The organism is Polaromonas sp. P3_B1 (assembly GCF_056402935.1).
This window is the reverse complement of record NZ_JBFUGK010000028.1, coordinates 1-16,136: the sequence shown is the minus strand read 5'-3', so window position 1 is coordinate 16,136 and position 16,136 is coordinate 1. Positions and strand designations below refer to the sequence as shown.

Genomic DNA, 16,136 nt, shown 5'->3' with positions numbered 1-16,136 from the left:
AGCAGGCGCTTCATGAAGCTTCGCCGCCAAAGGCGATCTGCACCTTCATGGATTGGCGCTTGTCGCCGGCGAGTGTAAAGGCATGCGTGGCCTGGTCGAACGCAACGATGTCGGTGATAACAGGCCGGCCGTCGATGAGCCGCTGGTTCAGGAAGGCCACCGCCACGGCGAACTCAGGATGAAAGCGGAAGGTGCCGCGCAGTTCCAGCTCCTTGGCGACCAGGGTGTTGAGCGGCAGCGACACATTGCCGCCCAGGCCCACCGTCACAATGACGCCGCGCGGCGCCACCACGTCCAGGCCGGCGACCAGGGCTTTTTCATTGCCCGAGGCTTCGAACATCACATCGAACTGCCCCTTGCCGGCGGCGAAGGCCGCCAGGCCGTCCGGCTCCTGGGCCAGGTTGATGGTCTGGTCCGCGCCCATCTTTTTGGCGCAGGCCAGGGGAAGCTCGGCGATATCGGCCGCGACGATGCAGGCCGCGCCCGCGCGGCGCAGGCCGGCGATCAGCAAAGCGCCAATGGGGCCGCAGCCGGTGACCAGCACCTGCTTGCCGAACACCGAGCCTGCGCGCGAAATGGCGTGCAGGCCCACCGACAAGGGCTCGGCCAGCGCGGCTTCAGACAAAGGCAGGTCGTCGGCCACCGGATGCGCCTGGGCGGCCTCAATCACCAGGGTTTCGCGGAAAGCGCCCTGGATGTGCGGAAAACGCATGGCGCTGCCGTAAAAGCGCATGTCCATGCAGTGGTTGTGCAGGCCCTGCTGGCAGAAGCGGCAAGCGCCGCAAGGCCGCGAAGGCGAAATCGCGATGCGCTGGCCGGCGCGCAGGCCGCTGACCTCGCTGCCCACGGCCTCGACGACACCCGACACCTCGTGGCCCAGCACCATGGGCTCCTTGATGCGCACCGTGCCGAAGCCGCCGTGCTGGAAGTAATGCAGGTCCGAGCCGCAGATACCGCCGTAGGCCACCCGCACACGCAGCTGCTGCGGGCCCAGGATTTCGGTGTCCAGCGGGTCAAGGCGCAGGTCTAGGGGCGCATGACAGACAAGTCCACGCATGATGTTTCTCCCTGGTTGCGCGGGAAGGCGGCGTCACAAAGTCGCCGTCACCCCGCCGTCGACATACAAAACATGGCCGTTGACAAAGCTGGAGGCATCGCTGGCCAGGAACACGGCCGCGCCGGCCAGCTCAGCCACTTCGCCCCAGCGCCTGCTGGGCGTGCGCCCCGTGAGCCAGGCGCTGAACTGTTCATCGGCCACGAGCTTTTCCGTGAGTTCGGTCTTGAAGTAGCCGGGCCCGAGGCCGTTGACCTGGATGCCGTGGGGACCCCAGTCGATCGCCATGCCCTTGGTCAGCATCTTGACTGCGCCCTTGCTGGCCATATAGGGTGCGATGTTGGGACGCCCCAACTCGCTCTGCACCGAGCAGATGTTGATGATCTTGCCCCTGCCGCGCGTGATCATTTTCCGGGCGACCGCCTGCCCGACAAAAAAGACGCTGTCGACATTGGTGCGCATCAGCTCATGCCAGTCCTGTTCGGGGAAATCCTGCAGGGCCATGCGCCTTTGCATGCCGGCGTTGTTGACGAGGATGTCTATGCCGCCCAGCGTGCCTTCAATGTCCTCCACCGCCGCCTGCACCGAAGCGGCATCGGTGACGTCAAAACCGCGTGTGTGAACGGTGAGGCCCTCCTCGCGCAGCACACCGGCCGCGCGCTCCAGCTTGGCACTGTCGCGGCCGTTGAGCACCAGGGTGGCTCCCGCCTGCCCCAGGCCGCGCGCCAACGCAAAACCGATGCCGCCCGAAGAGCCGGTCACCAGCGCAAGGCGCCCGTCAAGCCTGAAAGAGTTCACAACCATGGATGGACTCAATCCAGGCGAACGCCGCTGGCATCGTCAAACACATGGGTCTTGCCGGCCGCGATGTCCAGGTGCACGATGTCGTCCGGGCGCACCGCCGTGCGGCCGTGCATCACCACGATGATCTTCGCGCCGCCCACCTCGAGCAGCAACTCGGTCTCGGCGCCGGTGGGCTCGACCACAATGACCTTGGCCGGAATGCCCTGCCCCGTGGCGGACAGCGACAGGTCGCCGGGCCGCACGCCGTAGTGCACGGGCTGGCCGTCCTGCGCCTGGGCAATCTGGCCTATGGGCCACTGGTGGCCCTCGGCCTCAACCCAGGCCCGGCCGCCCTCCTTGCGCAAAACGCCCTTGAGGACGTTCATGGCGGGCGAGCCTATGAATTGCGCGACAAACAGGTTGCCGGGGCGGTCAAACAGCTCCAGCGGCGTGCCTATCTGCTCGATGATGCCGTCGTGCATGACCACGATGCGGTCGGCCATGGTCATGGCCTCGATCTGGTCGTGCGTGACGTAGACCGTGGTGGTTTTCAGGCGCTGGTGCAGGGCCTTGATTTCGGCGCGCATGGCCACGCGCAGCTTGGCATCCAGGTTGGACAGCGGCTCGTCGAACAGGAAGACCTTGGGGTCGCGCACGATGGCCCGCCCCATGGCCACGCGCTGGCGCTGCCCGCCCGAAAGCTCGCGCGGAAAGCGATCCAGCAGCGGGTCCAGGTTCAGTATGCGGGCGGCATCGCCCACGCGCTTGTTGGTGAGTTCGGCATCGGCCTTGCGCAGCTTCAGGCTGAAAGCCATGTTGTCGCGCACCGTCATGTGCGGATAGAGCGCGTAGCTCTGGAACACCATCGCGATGTCGCGGTCCTTGGAGTCGAGTTCGTTGATGACCTTGCCGTCGATCGACATCTCGCCGCCGCTGATTTCCTCCAACCCGGCCAGCATGCGCAGCAGCGTGGACTTGCCGCAGCCCGAGGGCCCCACCAGCACGACAAATTCGCCGTCGGAGATGTCGAAGCTGATGCCGTGGATGATCTTGACCTTGCCGAAGGCCTTTTCAATATTGCGAAACGATACAGAAGCCATGTGGTATTTCCCGAGATCAGCTCTTCACAGCGCCGGCTGTGAGGCCCGACACCATATAGCGTTTGAAAGCGTAATAAATTGCCGCCGGAGGCAGCGCGTAGATCAGGCCGGTGGCCATCAGCAGTTCCCACGGCGAGTCGTCGGCGGCGAGGAAGTTGCCCAGGGCCACCGCCAGCGTCACGCTGGTGTCCCTGGACAGCAGCAGGAAGGCGTAGAGGTATTCGTTCCAGGCCAGCAGCAGCGCATAGGTGCCGACCGCCACCAGCGAGGGCACCATCAGCGGCAGGTAGACCAGCCGAAACAGCTGCATGGCCGTGGCGCCGTCCATGCGGGCTGCTTCATCAAGCTCGTAAGGCAGCTTGTCGGAGGCCTGCTTGAGCACCCAGATGCAATAAGGCGAAGCAATGGTCACCATGGCCAGGATCAACGACCACTGGTGGTTCAGCATGCCGTAGTTGCCCATGGTCTTGTACATGGGAACGGCCAGGAAAGCGGCGGGAATGAAGTAGGTGAACAGCGCCATGTTCATCACCGTGCGGCCGCCGCGCACCTTGAGCCGGCTGATGGCAAAGGCCGCGGTGGTGGAGACCACCAGCGTCAGCACCCCCACCGACAGCGCGATCACCAGCGAGTTGCCCAGCTGCACCCAGAAGTGGTCGAGGTAAAAATGCTTTTGCCAGAACACCGTCTCGAAATTGTCCAGCGTGGGCTTTTTGGGCCAGAGCCGCCCTGTCGTGGCTTCGTTGCGCGGGGAGATCGCGAACAGCACCATGTGGTAGATCGGGATCAACGTCCACAGCAGGACCGGGATGCCGACCAGCAGCAGCCTGGCCTCCCGGGTGACTGAACGCAGTGTGACGCGGCTCATTTGGACAACCTTTTCATCATGAAATACACCAGCGGCAGCACCAGCGGCAGCGCCACGACGATGGAGGCCAGGGACAGGTCAACCTGGTCCAGGCGCAGGTAGCGGATGCCCAGCGTGGCCAGCACATGCGTGAGGTCGGCCGGCCCGCCGCCCGTGAGCAGGTACACGCTGTTGAAGTCGCCCAGTGTCCAGATCATGGACAGGATGGTCGAGGTCAGGTACAGCGAGCGCATGGACGGCCAGGTGATGAAGCGGAACTTCTGCCAGACCGTGGCGCCGTCCACCGAGGCCGCTTCATACTGCTCGGCGGGAATCGCCATGCGCCCGGCCAGCAGGATCAGCGTCCAGAAGGGCAGGGATTTCCAGATGTGCGCCAGCATGGAAAACGACAGGGCCAGCGTCGGGTCATTGAGCCAGTTGGGGCCGTCTATGCCCGTGGCCTTGAAAATCAGGGTGTTGATGACGCCCCACTCGGGGTTGAGCATGAAGCGCATCGACAGAATGGTCGGGATCGAGGGCACGGCCCAGGGCAGGATAAAAATCACCGACAACGCCTTGATCCACCAGCGCGTGTTCAGGAAAAATCCCGACAGAAACAGCGCCACCACCATCTTGAGGTTCACCGCCACGACGATGAACACCACCGTGTTGACAAGCGAGCGGAAAAAAATCGGGTCCGCAAACAGCCTGACATAGCTGTCCGGATGGCGAGCCAGCCACAGGCCGTAGCCCACGGGATAGATCACAAAGACCAGGAAGATCAGCAGGTAGGGAATGACCAGCACGAGCCCCCACTTCTCCCACGAAGTCATGGCGGCGCGCTCGGCACGCACGGAAGGGGCGGCCTGTTGAAGGGTTGCAGTGCTCATGCTTTGCTCTGTTGACGCGCGCCGCCTGCCTGGGATGCCTGGAAGCTTCAGGCAGGCGGCGCGGTTTTTTCAGTCAGTAGGTGCTCAGTTCGCCACGGTCTTGATGCGGGCGATCATTTCATCAACAGCCTTGTCCACGGGCATCTTTTCATTGATCACGCGGTTGGCCGCCTTGGCCCACACGTTCTCGTTGTTCAGGATGGTGAACTTGTAGTTCTTGGTGAACTCGAAGTTGACGGTGCCGTTCATGAACTGGTTGTAGACCGACTGCCTGTGGGCATCAGCCTTCCAGAACGGACGCTGCTGCGCGGCCTTGGTCACCGGGAACCACCGGCCCAGCGAGCCTTCCACGTAAGGCGTGAGGTTTTCTTCCTGCATCAGGAATGACACAAACTCCTTGGCGCGGGCCTTGTTCTTGGCCTGGTTGAACACCACACCCACCTTGACGGCAGCACGGTACACCATCTTGCCGCCGTCAGGCTTGTTCGGGAAGCCCGCCGTGCGGATGCGCTCGGTGTAGTTCTTCTTCGCGGTCTCGCGCTCTTCGGGCTTGAGTGACGCGTTGTTCATGTCGTCCAGCCATTTCGCGGCGATGGAGATCGTGGCGTTGTGGGTCAGGATGGTGGTCTTGTTGTGGAAGGCGACGTTGTTGTCCGGGTCTTTCCAGCTGGTGGACGAAGGCGGCGTGCAGCCCTTGGCGTAAGGCTGGGTGTAGTCCGTCAGTGCGCCAATCAGGCCTGCACGCACCTGCGGATCGTCGACCAGCAGCTTGCCGCTGTCGTTCACCAGCTTGACGTTGTAGGCGTCCATAAAGGTCAGGAAGGAGTAAAAGGAGTCGCTCGAATCCACGCCCAGCGGCTGGCCAATGCCGAAAGTGCGGTTGCCGGTTTTCTGGCGGTGGGCGGGCTGCACCTTGTCGCACCAGAAGGACCAGTAATCCTTCCAGGCCGTGGGAATGTCGGATTCCTTGAAGCCGGCTTCGTTGAGCATGTCCACCCAGTACTCGATGTGCATGGTCTGCTGCTTCATCGGGAAGGCGTAATAAGCCCGCGTCTTGGTGACGTCGTTGTAGAGGAAGGCGGTTTCCGCCGTATTGGGCGCGAAGCGCGCGCGCATGGGGCTGATCACGCTGCTGATGTCTTCGAGCTTGCCGTCGAAGGCCCACTTGCCCGCGACCTGGAAGTCATAGACGTCGGCATAAGCCACGTCAGGCGGGCTGCCGGAATCGAGCGCCGCAACGGTCTTGGGGATCATGTCCTGCACGGGGTACTGCGAGAGCTCGACCTTCACGCCCTTGTGCTTTTCCTCGTACTTCTTGATCGCGGCGAAGAGCGCATCGTCTTCGGCTTTGTAAAAGCCCTTGACCCACCAGACGGTGAGCTTTTCCTGGGCGGAGGCCTGCCCCGCCGATATGAGGCCTGCCGCGACCATCGCGGCGGCCAGGATTGTCTTGAGTCTCATGTGTCTTGTCTCCTCTGCGGGTGGGTTGTTGAACTGCAAAAACTCGGCGCCTTGCGCTCTTGGACGCATTGTTATCATATGATGATTAACCCCCTGATCTTTTATGGAAAACCCGGAGCATCCCGACCTCGGAACCAAGTCCAGGATGGATTCAATGCCATTCCGGCACCGGGGTAAAGAGGGCTTGCCCGGCAAAATGCGCGCGCAGGTTGTCGACAGCCAGTTTGGCCATGGCGTGGCGCGTCTGCACCGTGCCGCTGGCCATGTGCGGCGTCAGCACCACGTTGTCCATGGACCAGAGCGCTTCGGCGGGATGTGGCTCCTTCTCGAACACATCAAGCGCCGCGCCGGCGATGACGCCTTGCTGCAGCGCATCAACCAATGCCGCTTCATCGACCACGGAGCCGCGCGCAACGTTGATCAGGTAGCCTTCAGGCCCCAGGGCCTTGAGCACCTCGGCGTTGATCAGGTGGCGCGTGCCGGCGCCTCCCGGTGTGATGACGATGAGGAAGTCCACCTGCGCAGCCAGCGCCTGTGCCGTGGGATAAAAGGTGTAAGCGAGTTCCGCCTTGGCGCTGCGGCCGGTGTAGGCAATCGACATGCCGAAGGCCTCGGCCCGGCTCGCGATGGCCTGGCCTATGCGGCCCAGGCCGACGATGCCCAGGCGCGCGCCCGAGACCTTGCGCGCCAGCGGCATGGGCCCTTCCTTGGCCCATCGCCCGGCGCGCACATAACGGTCCGCCAGCGGAATGCGACGCGCCACCGACAGCATGAGCCCTATGGCCAGGTCCGCCACCTCGTCGTTGAGCACGCCCGGCGTATGGGTGACCGGAATGCGCCGCTCCAGCGCGGCGGCGACGTCCACGCCGTCATAACCCACACCCATGATGGAAACAAGCTCGAGCGCGGGGAGCTGGTCCATCAGGGAACGCGGCACCTTGGACTCCCCGCCCCCGGCGATGCCGCGCACCAGCGGAGCGATTTTGGCGAAGGCCGCCGGATCGGTTTCGTGCAGCCGGTCATGGACTTCATAAGCTGCCTGCAGCGGCTCCATCAGGAAGGGCGGGAGCTTGGCGACGGTGAGGATGTGCGGGCGGTTGGACGGGGCGGACAAGGGCGGACTCCTGCGGTCATGGTTTTCACTAAGATAGTCACTTCAATGGTATGACGATAATATGTTTGACGACTTAAGGACTTTCCCGCATGAGCACACCACCCAACACCCCGAAAAAGAAACCCGCCCACGAACTCCGCAGCCAGCAGTGGTTCGGCCGACAGGACCGAGACGGCTTTGCCTACCGCAGCTGGGTCAAGGGCAAAGGCGTTCCGCATGACCAGTTTGACGGCCGGCCCGTCATCGGCATCTGCAACACCTTCAGCGAACTGACGCCCTGCAACTCGCACTTCCGCACGATTGCCGAGCAGGTCAAGATTGGTGTCTACGAAGCCGGCGGCTTCCCGCTTGAATTCCCCGTGATGTCGCTGGGCGAGACCCTGCTGCGCCCCACCGCCATGCTGTACCGCAACCTGGCCAGCATGGACGTCGAAGAAAGCATTCGCGGCAACCCCATCGACGGCGTGGTGCTGCTGATGGGCTGCGACAAGACCACGCCTTCGCTGGTGATGGGCGCTTCGAGCGTTGACCTGCCCACGGTGGGCGTCAGCGGCGGCCCCATGCTGAGCGGCAAATGGCGCGGCCAGGAGCTGGGCTCAGGCACCGGCGTCTGGAGCATGAGCGAGCAGGTGCGTGCAGGCACGCTGAAGCTGCAGGAATTTTTCGAGGCCGAAAGCTGCATGCACCGCAGCCACGGCCACTGCATGACCATGGGCACGGCCTCGACCATGGCCAGCATGGTCGAAGCGCTGGGCATTGGCCTGCCGGGCAATGCCGCCTACCCCGCGGTGGACGGCCGGCGCAATGTGCTGGCCCGCATGGCCGGCCGCCGCGCCGTTGACATGGTGCATGAAGACCTCACACTGTCCAAAATCCTCACGCGCCAGGCATTTGAAAACGCCATCAAGACCTTGGCTGCGATAGGCGGCTCGACCAACGCAGTGATCCACCTGATCGCGATCGCCAGGCGCATAGGCGTTGAGCTCACGGTGGACGACTTCGACCGGCTGGCCAGCGAACTGCCCTGCCTGGTCAACCTGCAGCCTTCGGGCAAATACCTGATGGAAGACTTCTGCTACGCCGGCGGCCTGCCGGTGGTCATGAAGGAAATCGCGCAGCACCTGCACACCGGCGCCATCACCGCCAACGGCAAGACCATTGGTGAAAACATCGCCGATGCGGAAAACTTCAACACCGACGTGATCAAGCCGCTGTCCGCACCCTTCAAGGACAAGGCCGGCATCGCCGTGCTGCGCGGCAACCTGTCGCCGCGCGGCGCGGTCATCAAGCCCAGCGCGGCCACGCCCGCACTCATGGTGCACAAGGGCCGGGCCGTGGTGTTTGAAACCATTGAAGACTTCCACGCGCGCATTGACGACGAAAATCTGGACATCGACGAAAACTGCGTCATGGTGCTCAAGAACTGCGGCCCCAAGGGCTACCCCGGCATGGCCGAAGTCGGCAACATGCCGCTGCCGCCCAAGGTGCTGCGCAAGGGCATCACCGACATGGTGCGCATCAGCGACGCGCGCATGAGCGGCACGGCCTACGGCACCGTGGTGCTGCACACCGCGCCCGAAGCCGCCGCCGGCGGCCCGTTGGGCCTGGTGCAGAACGGGGACATCATCGAGCTCGACGTACCGAATCGCCGCCTGCACCTGCATGTGAGCGACGAGGAACTGGCAAAACGCATGGCCAGCTGGAAGGCGCCCGAGCCGCCGCTGAATTCGGGTTACTGGAAGCTTTACATCGACCACGTGCTGCAGGCCGATGAAGGCGTGGACCTGGATTTCCTGGTCGGCAAGCGCGGGGCTTTTGTGCCGCGCGATAACCACTAAGCCGGGTACAGGGCGGGTACCGGGCCGCGCGCAGGCGGCGGGTACCATAGTGGTTTGAGGCGCGGCGTGCTTTTCCCGGTTTTTCTTCCCTGAAAAGGCCCGCGCCGGGATGCCCGAAGAAGGCGGAAGAAGCCAGGAAACCCAATGCAAGCCAGAAAATTCGATGTCGTCGCGCTCGGCGAAGCCATGGTGGAGTTCAACCAGACCACCGCCGGCCAGCCCAACTACCTGCAGGGCTTTGGCGGCGACACCAGCAATGCCGTGATCGCCGCCGCGCGCGCCGGCGCCAGCACCGCCTACTTGACCCGCCTGGGCGGTGACACCTTCGGCCAGTCGCTGATGGCCTTGTGGGCTGCCGAAAACGTCTCCACCGCCGCCGTCCAGCAGGACAGCGAGGCCAGCACCGGCCTTTACTTCGTCACCCACGGCCCCAAGGGCCATGAATTCAGCTACCTGCGCGCGGGCTCCGCGGCCAGCCGCATGACGCCGGCCTGGCTGCAGCAGGCCGGCGCGGCAGAAGCCGTGCGCCAGGCCAAGGTGCTGCACGTCTCTGGCATTTCACTGGCGATTTCCGCGAGCGCCTGCGACACGGCCTTTGCCGCGATGAAGCTGGCCAAAGAGGCCGGCACGCTTGTCTCGTTTGATTCCAACCTGCGGCTCAAGCTCTGGCCGCTGGACCGCGCGCTGGCCTGCACCCGCCACGCGGTGTCGCTGTGCGACATCTTCCTGCCCAGCCTCGAAGACATCACCACGCTCAACGGCATGACGGACCCCGACCAGGTGGTGGACTGGGGTCATGGCCTGGGCGCCAAAACCGTGGTGCTCAAGCTGGGCGGCGAGGGCGCGCTGGTCAGCGACGGAAAGCGGCGCGAGCGCGTGCCCGTGCACCGCGTGAAGCTGGTGGATGCCACCGGCGCGGGCGACTGCTTCTGCGGCAACCTGCTGGCGCGCATCGCCCAGGGAGACACGGTGTTCGACGCCACACGCTACGCCAATGCGGCGGCCGCCCTCACGGTGCAAGGCTATGGCGCCGTGGCGCCGCTGCCGCGCCCCGAACAGGTCAGGGCCTTGCTGTGAGCCGCCTGCTGGCCGTCGACTGGGGCAGCTCGTCGCTGCGCGGCGCGCTGCTCAGCGCCGAGGGCATCGCACTTGAAGAACGCGCCTTTCCGCGCGGCATCCTCACGGTGGAGGCCGGCGGCTTTCCCGAGGTTTTTCAAAGCTGCTTTGGCGACTGGATGACGCCCGGCACGCTGTGCCTGATCTCCGGCATGGCCGGCAGCAAACAAGGCTGGCGTGAAGCGCCCTACTGCGCATGCCCCGCGGGCTTTGACGCGATTGCCGCCGCGCTTGAATGGGTGGAGCCCGGCCGCATCGCCATCGTGCCGGGCCTGAGCATTGACAAGGCCGGCGTGCCCGACGTCATGCGCGGCGAGGAAACGCAGATCTTCGGCGCCCTGCAGTTGCTGGGCCTCAACCATGCCCGGCTGGTACTGCCCGGCACGCACAGCAAATGGGTGGGCGTGACGGATCGCAAGGTAATGGATTTCTCGACCTGGATGACCGGCGAGCTGTATGCGCTGCTGCGCCGGCATTCCATCCTCGCGCGCATGCTGCCGGAGGACGAACCCGCGCTGGACAGCGCCGCCTTCGACCGGGGCGTGGCCCATGCGCTGGCCGGCCCCGGCCTGCTGAATACGGCCTTCAGCACGCGCACGCTGTCGCTGTTCAACCGCATGGGCACCGAGGCCCTGCCCAGCTACCTCTCGGGCCTGGTCATAGGCGAAGAACTCAAAGCGCAGACGCTGCCGCGCGGCGAACCCGTGGTGGTCATGGGCGCCGAAGCGCTCACGGTCCGCTACGAACAGGCATTGGCCCAGCTCGGCGTGCCCGTCCAGCGCGTGGGCGCGGGCGCCACCTGGCGCGGCTTGCGCGCGATTGCAGACACGCTCGGCTGATCCCGCAAATCCACTCACAGAACACCATGAACGCCGCACACTCCAAATTCTCCCAAGCCCTGGCCACCCTCCCCCTGGTCGCCATCCTGCGCGGGCTCACGCCGGCCGAGGCCCTGCCCGTCGGCCAGGCGCTGGTCTCCACGGGCTGGACGCTGATCGAGATCCCGCTCAATTCACCGCAGCCGCTGGAGAGCATCGCCGCCATGGCGAGCGCCTATCCCGACGCCTTGATAGGCGCGGGCACGGTGCTGACCCCCGAGGACGTGCGCAATGTGCAGGCCGCGGGCGGCCAGCTCATCGTCTCGCCCAACTTCAACCCGGCCGTGGTGCGCGAAGCCGCGCGCCTGGGCATGGTCTGCCTGCCCGGCGTGATCACCCCCAGCGAGGCCTTTGGCGCGCTTGAAGCGGGTGCCACGGGCCTCAAGCTTTTCCCGGCCGAGATGATCACACCCGCCGTGGTGAAAGCCTTGCGCGCCGTGTTGCCGGCGCCACTCCCGGTCATGCCGGTGGGCGGCGTCACGCCGGCCAATATGGGCGCCTACCTCGCGGCCGGCGCCAGCGGCTTCGGCATAGGCTCGGCGCTGTACAAGCCCGGCATGACGGCCGCCCAGGTGGCCGACAGCGCGAAAAACTTCATCGCCGCCTACACGGGTAGCATGCGGGCATGAGCACCCCCATTTCCGCGTCCGCATCCACCATTTCCTTCGGCCTGGCCGGCCGCGTCTGCATCGTCACCGGCGGGGCGCAAGGCATAGGCGAGGCCTGCGCGCGCCGCTTTGCGCGTGAGGCAGCCCATGTGGTGATTGCCGACATCGACGACGCGCGCGGCGCGGCGCTGGCCCAGGAGTTGGGCGGCCTGTACGTGCATTGCGACGTCGGAGACAAGGCCCAGGTCGATGCGCTGGTCGCACAAGCCGTGGCCGCGCACGGCCGCATCGACGTGCTGGTCAACAACGCCGGCATCTTCAAGGCGGCTGAATTCCTCGAGGTGACGGAAGCCGACTTTGACGCCGTGCTGCGCATCAACCTCAAGGGGTCCTTCCTGGTGGGCCAGGCCGTGGCGCGCGTGATGGCCGCCGCCGGCAAGGGCAGCATCGTCAACATGAGCTCGGTCAACGGCGTGCTCGCCATCCCCACGATCGCCAGCTACAACGTCAGCAAGGGCGGCATCAACCAGCTCACGCGCGTGATGGCGCTGTCGCTGGCCGGCCAGGGCGTGCGCGTCAATGCCGTGGCGCCCGGCACCATCTCGACTGAGCTGGCTGCCAAAGCCGTGCTGACCAGCGACGAGGCCAAGGCCAAGATCATGAGCCGCACACCCATGAAGCGCCTGGGCGAGCCCTCAGAGATCGCCGACACCGTGGCCTACCTGGCCAGCGATGCGGCCAGCTACATCACCGGCGAGATTGTGGTGGTGGATGGCGGGCGCATGACACTGAACTACACCGTACCCGTGTAGCCCGGCCTGCACGCGCAGGCGTGCCGGTTTCGCGCCTTTGGTTGACATGGATCAGGTCGCCCACCGCGGAAGGCCCTGAAGATGCTTTTGGCCGCCCATGCCAAATACCCCTCACATCCATGAGGCTTGACCTTCCCACGGGGGGAAGGTCTACCCTTGTCCATGGTCCCGGTCCGGGTCCGCGGAACACCAAAGGAAGCCCACCATGAATCACACACATCACGCCGCCCCGGGAAACGCACACGGCACAGGCCACATGCCGCTCGCAGCACCGGCCGGGCTGAAGGACCCCGTCTGCGGCATGGACGTCAGCACGGCATCCGCGCACCACCTTGAGCACGAGGGAAAGCCTTACTACTTCTGCAGCGCCGGCTGCCTGGCCAAATTCTCCGCCGATCCGGCGGCCTATGCCGGTGCATCCAAGTCGGCGCCCGCGCCCGCTGCGGCTCACGGACCTGATACGGGCCAGGGCGGCGAAACCCTTTACACCTGCCCCATGCACCCGGAAATCCGGCAGGACCATCCGGGCAACTGCCCGATCTGCGGCATGACGCTGGAGCCCGTCATGCCCAGCCTCGATGAGGATGAGAACCCGGAGCTCAAATCCTTCACGCGCCGTTTCTGGTGGACCTTGCCGCTCAGCGTGGTGGTCACGGTGCTCGCCATGTTCGGCCACCGGCTCGGCTGGTTCAACATGGCCGTGCAAAGCTGGATAGAGCTGGTGCTGAGCCTGCCGGTCGTGCTGTGGGCAGGCTGGCCTTTCTTCGTGCGCGGCGCGCAATCGGTGGCCCACCGCAGCCCCAACATGTGGACCCTCATCAGCCTGGGCACGGGCGCGGCCTTCGCCTACAGCGTGGTCGCCACCCTGGCGCCCGGGGTGTTTCCGGACTCGTTTATTTCCATGGGCCGTGTGGCGGTGTATTTTGAAGCGGCGGCCGTGATCATCTCGTTGACGCTGCTCGGCCAGATGCTGGAGCTGAAGGCGCGTTCGCAAACCTCCGCCGCGATCAAATCGCTGCTGGGCCTGGCACCCAAAACCGCGCGGCGCATCAAGGCCGACGGCACCGAGGAAGACGTGCCGCTGACCCATGTCCACGTCGGCGACAGCCTGCGCGTGCGCCCCGGCGAAAAAGTGCCGGTCGACGGCATCGTCACCGAAGGCGGCAGCGCCGTCGACGAATCCATGCTGACCGGGGAGCCCTTGCCCGTGAGCAAACGCCCCGGCGACAGGCTGATAGGCGCCACACTCAACACCAGCGGCGCCCTGGTGATGCGCTCCGAGCGCGTCAGCGCGCAAACCATGCTCTCGCAAATCGTGCAGATGGTGGCACAGGCCCAGCGCTCCAAGGCGCCGCTGCAGCGCATGGCCGACCAGGTGGCCGGCTGGTTTGTGCTGGCCGTGGTGGCCGTGGCCGTGCTGACCTTTTTTGGCTGGGGCTTTTTCGGCCCGCAGCCGAGCTGGGTCTACGGCCTGATCAACGCGGTAGCGGTGCTCATCATCGCCTGCCCCTGCGCACTGGGCCTGGCCACGCCAATGTCCATCATGGTCGCCACCGGCAAGGCGGCCGGCCAGGGCATTCTTTTCCGCGACGCGGCGGCGATTGAGCATTTGCGCACCGTCGACGTGCTGATCGTCGACAAGACCGGCACGCTGACGGCCGGCAAGCCGGCCTTCGACCGCGCGGTCCCCGCCGCCGGATTCAGCGCCGACGAGGTGTTGCGGCTGGCCGCCAGCCTGGACCAGGGCAGCGAACACCCGCTGGCCGACGCCATTGTGGCGGCGGCGCGCGAACGCGGCCTGGCACTGGACCCGACCGAGAACTTCGAGTCGGCCAGCGGCATAGGCGTCAGCGGGCGTGTGGCCGGCCGGCTGCTCGCGCTCGGCAATACCGCGTTGATGGCACAGGCCGGTGTGGCTGTGGATGCGCTGCTGGCCCAAGCGGAAGCCTTGCGTGCCGAGGGTGCCAGCGTGATGCACCTCGCGGTCGACGGCCGGCTTGCCGGCCTGCTTGCCGTGGCCGACCCGGTCAAAGCCAGCACACCCGAGGCCCTGGCGGCGCTCAAAGCCGCCGGTCTGCGCGTGATCATGGCCACCGGCGACGGCCTGACCACCGCCAAAGCCATCGCCGCCCGCCTGGGCATTGACGAGGTTCATGGCGGCGTGCAGCCGGCCGACAAGCTGACGCTGGTCAAGCGACTGCAGGATGAAGGCCATACCGTCGCCATGGCCGGCGACGGCATCAACGACGCCCCGGCCCTGGCGCAGGCCAACGTGGGCATCGCCATGGGCACGGGCACCGACGTGGCCATGAACAGCGCCCAGATCACGCTGGTCAAGGGTGATTTGCGCGGCATCGCGCAAGCCCGGAAAATCTCGGAGGCGACGATCGCCAACATGAAGCAGAACCTCGGCTTTGCCTTCGTCTACAACTCGCTCGGGGTGCCGCTGGCCGCGGGCTTGCTCTTCCCCTTCACCGGCTGGCTGCTGTCGCCCATGATCGCAGCCCTGGCGATGAGCCTGAGTTCGGTGTCGGTGATCAGCAATGCGTTGAGGCTGCGCGGAAAGCGTTTGTAAGTTGCGTTGAATCAGGGCTGACTCCGCCCGGTTTGATTGCTATGCTGCGATGACAAGGCGCCACCCACGCGCCTGGCGGAGAACACCATGGCCACGATCTACAAGGAATTCATCGTCGACGCCGGCATGGACAGTGTCTGGGACGCGCTGCGCGATTTCAATGCCGTGCATCAGCGCCTGGCGCCCGGCTTTGTCGTCGATTGCCAGCCCGGCGAAGGCAGCCGCACCGTGACCTTTGCCAACGGCGCGGTGGCGCACGAAGTGCTGGTGGGCATCCATGAAGCTACTCGTCGCCTCAGCTACACCGTAGTCGGCGGCAAGGCCAGCCATCACATGGCTTCGGCCCAGCTGTTTGCCGAAGGCGACAAGCGCACACGCTTTGTGTGGATCACCGACGTGCTGCCCGATGCGCTGGAGGGCTACATCGATGCAATGATGACCCAGGGTGGAGCGGTGATGCAGCGGACGCTCAGCGGGTCTTTGCAAAAACCCGCGGGCTAGGCTTTTTGCTGTTTCGTATGCCGATGTTGGTTTGGGTTCTGCTGGCCGGGGGTTGCCCGGCGGCAACTTGCTTTTATCGAAACCCGCAAAGCGGGTTTTCTTTTGTTCGCCAAAAGGCGCGCTACGCGCGCGGGGTTTGCTCACTTCGCGCAGCGAAGTTACGCAAACACCAAAAGTAAGCAAAAGGTCATGCAATGGGGATTCGCTCACTTCGCGAAGCGAAGTTACGCGAATACCAAAAGGCGACCCTGGTGTCTGCGACCCTTCGCTTCGCTACGGGCAACCTGCGGTGCTCGGTCCGGACGGGGTCAAAAACAACTCGCTTCGCTCAAACACGTTTTTGCCCTTATCCGTCTGAACCTGCGCTCCTCGGCGCATACACAAGGGGTGGGGACAGGAATACAAAATCCGAACACCTGAAGAAACAAGGACTCGCCGTGGCGAGTCCTTGTTTGTATTTGTCTTCTTGGTATTTCGGTTCCCGTTCCCGATTGCCCCGTTCTGGCTTATTTGTCTTCTTGGTATTTCGGTTCCCGTTCCCGATTGCCCCGTTCTGGCT

Annotated in this window: 14 protein-coding genes; 7 read left to right on the top strand and 7 right to left on the bottom strand. The window is 64.9% G+C overall.

What is annotated here, in order from left to right; genetic code table 11:
* Positions 1 to 10 precede the first annotated feature (10 nt).
* The 7 genes from AC1DXS_RS16365 to AC1DXS_RS16335 all read right to left on the bottom strand — a co-directional run bounded on the left by AC1DXS_RS16365 (position 11) and on the right by AC1DXS_RS16335 (position 7,249).
* Positions 11 to 1,057 (bottom strand): L-idonate 5-dehydrogenase, encoded by a 1,047-nt coding sequence (locus AC1DXS_RS16365; RefSeq protein WP_477738536.1) that lies wholly within the window; start codon positions 1,055 to 1,057, stop codon positions 11 to 13.
* 33 nt (positions 1,058 to 1,090) lie between these two features.
* Positions 1,091 to 1,858: a glucose 1-dehydrogenase gene (locus AC1DXS_RS16360; protein ID WP_477738535.1), complete on the bottom strand. Its 768-nt coding sequence runs from the start codon at positions 1,856 to 1,858 to the stop codon at positions 1,091 to 1,093.
* Between the two features lie 8 nt (positions 1,859 to 1,866).
* The gene (locus AC1DXS_RS16355) at positions 1,867 to 2,937 is read right to left on the bottom strand and encodes an ABC transporter ATP-binding protein (protein WP_477738534.1); all 1,071 of its coding nucleotides are present in this window, start codon (positions 2,935 to 2,937) and stop codon (positions 1,867 to 1,869) included.
* 16 nt (positions 2,938 to 2,953) lie between these two features.
* Positions 2,954 to 3,805, bottom strand: a complete 852-nt coding sequence (locus tag AC1DXS_RS16350) for a carbohydrate ABC transporter permease (RefSeq protein WP_074577461.1) — start codon at positions 3,803 to 3,805, stop codon at positions 2,954 to 2,956.
* Entirely contained in the window at positions 3,802 to 4,674 is an 873-nt protein-coding gene (locus AC1DXS_RS16345; RefSeq protein WP_477738533.1) for a carbohydrate ABC transporter permease, read from the bottom strand. Before AC1DXS_RS16345 ends, AC1DXS_RS16350 begins: the two co-directional genes overlap by 4 nt.
* A gap of 84 nt (positions 4,675 to 4,758) precedes the next feature.
* Positions 4,759 to 6,135: an ABC transporter substrate-binding protein gene (locus AC1DXS_RS16340; RefSeq protein WP_477738532.1), complete on the bottom strand. Its 1,377-nt coding sequence runs from the start codon at positions 6,133 to 6,135 to the stop codon at positions 4,759 to 4,761.
* A 151-nt stretch (positions 6,136 to 6,286) separates the two neighbouring features.
* Positions 6,287 to 7,249, bottom strand: a complete 963-nt coding sequence (locus tag AC1DXS_RS16335; protein ID WP_477738531.1) for a 2-hydroxyacid dehydrogenase — start codon at positions 7,247 to 7,249, stop codon at positions 6,287 to 6,289.
* An 89-nt stretch (positions 7,250 to 7,338) separates the two neighbouring features.
* Between AC1DXS_RS16335 and AC1DXS_RS16330 the strand changes: the two genes are divergently transcribed.
* The 7 genes from AC1DXS_RS16330 to AC1DXS_RS16300 all read left to right on the top strand — a co-directional run bounded on the left by AC1DXS_RS16330 (position 7,339) and on the right by AC1DXS_RS16300 (position 15,577).
* Positions 7,339 to 9,087, top strand: coding sequence for an IlvD/Edd family dehydratase (locus AC1DXS_RS16330; protein WP_477738530.1), 1,749 nt, complete (start codon positions 7,339 to 7,341; stop codon positions 9,085 to 9,087).
* Between the two features lie 144 nt (positions 9,088 to 9,231).
* Complete coding sequence (locus tag AC1DXS_RS16325; protein ID WP_477738529.1) at positions 9,232 to 10,164, top strand: sugar kinase; 933 nt, start codon at positions 9,232 to 9,234, stop codon at positions 10,162 to 10,164.
* Entirely contained in the window at positions 10,161 to 11,042 is an 882-nt protein-coding gene (locus AC1DXS_RS16320; RefSeq protein WP_477738528.1) for a 2-dehydro-3-deoxygalactonokinase, read from the top strand. The genes AC1DXS_RS16325 and AC1DXS_RS16320 overlap by 4 nt, the downstream gene beginning before the upstream one ends.
* A 26-nt stretch (positions 11,043 to 11,068) precedes the next feature.
* A complete protein-coding gene (locus AC1DXS_RS16315) occupies positions 11,069 to 11,710 on the top strand; it encodes a 2-dehydro-3-deoxy-6-phosphogalactonate aldolase (RefSeq protein WP_477738527.1) in 642 nt (213 codons plus the stop codon).
* Positions 11,707 to 12,501, top strand: a complete 795-nt coding sequence (locus AC1DXS_RS16310) for an SDR family NAD(P)-dependent oxidoreductase (protein ID WP_477738526.1) — start codon at positions 11,707 to 11,709, stop codon at positions 12,499 to 12,501. Before AC1DXS_RS16315 ends, AC1DXS_RS16310 begins: the two co-directional genes overlap by 4 nt.
* A 205-nt stretch (positions 12,502 to 12,706) precedes the next feature.
* The gene (locus AC1DXS_RS16305; RefSeq protein WP_477738525.1) at positions 12,707 to 15,076 is read left to right on the top strand and encodes a heavy metal translocating P-type ATPase; all 2,370 of its coding nucleotides are present in this window, start codon (positions 12,707 to 12,709) and stop codon (positions 15,074 to 15,076) included.
* Positions 15,077 to 15,163: 87 nt separating this feature from the next.
* Entirely contained in the window at positions 15,164 to 15,577 is a 414-nt protein-coding gene (locus AC1DXS_RS16300) for an SRPBCC family protein (RefSeq protein WP_477738524.1), read from the top strand.
* Positions 15,578 to 16,136 lie beyond the last annotated feature (559 nt).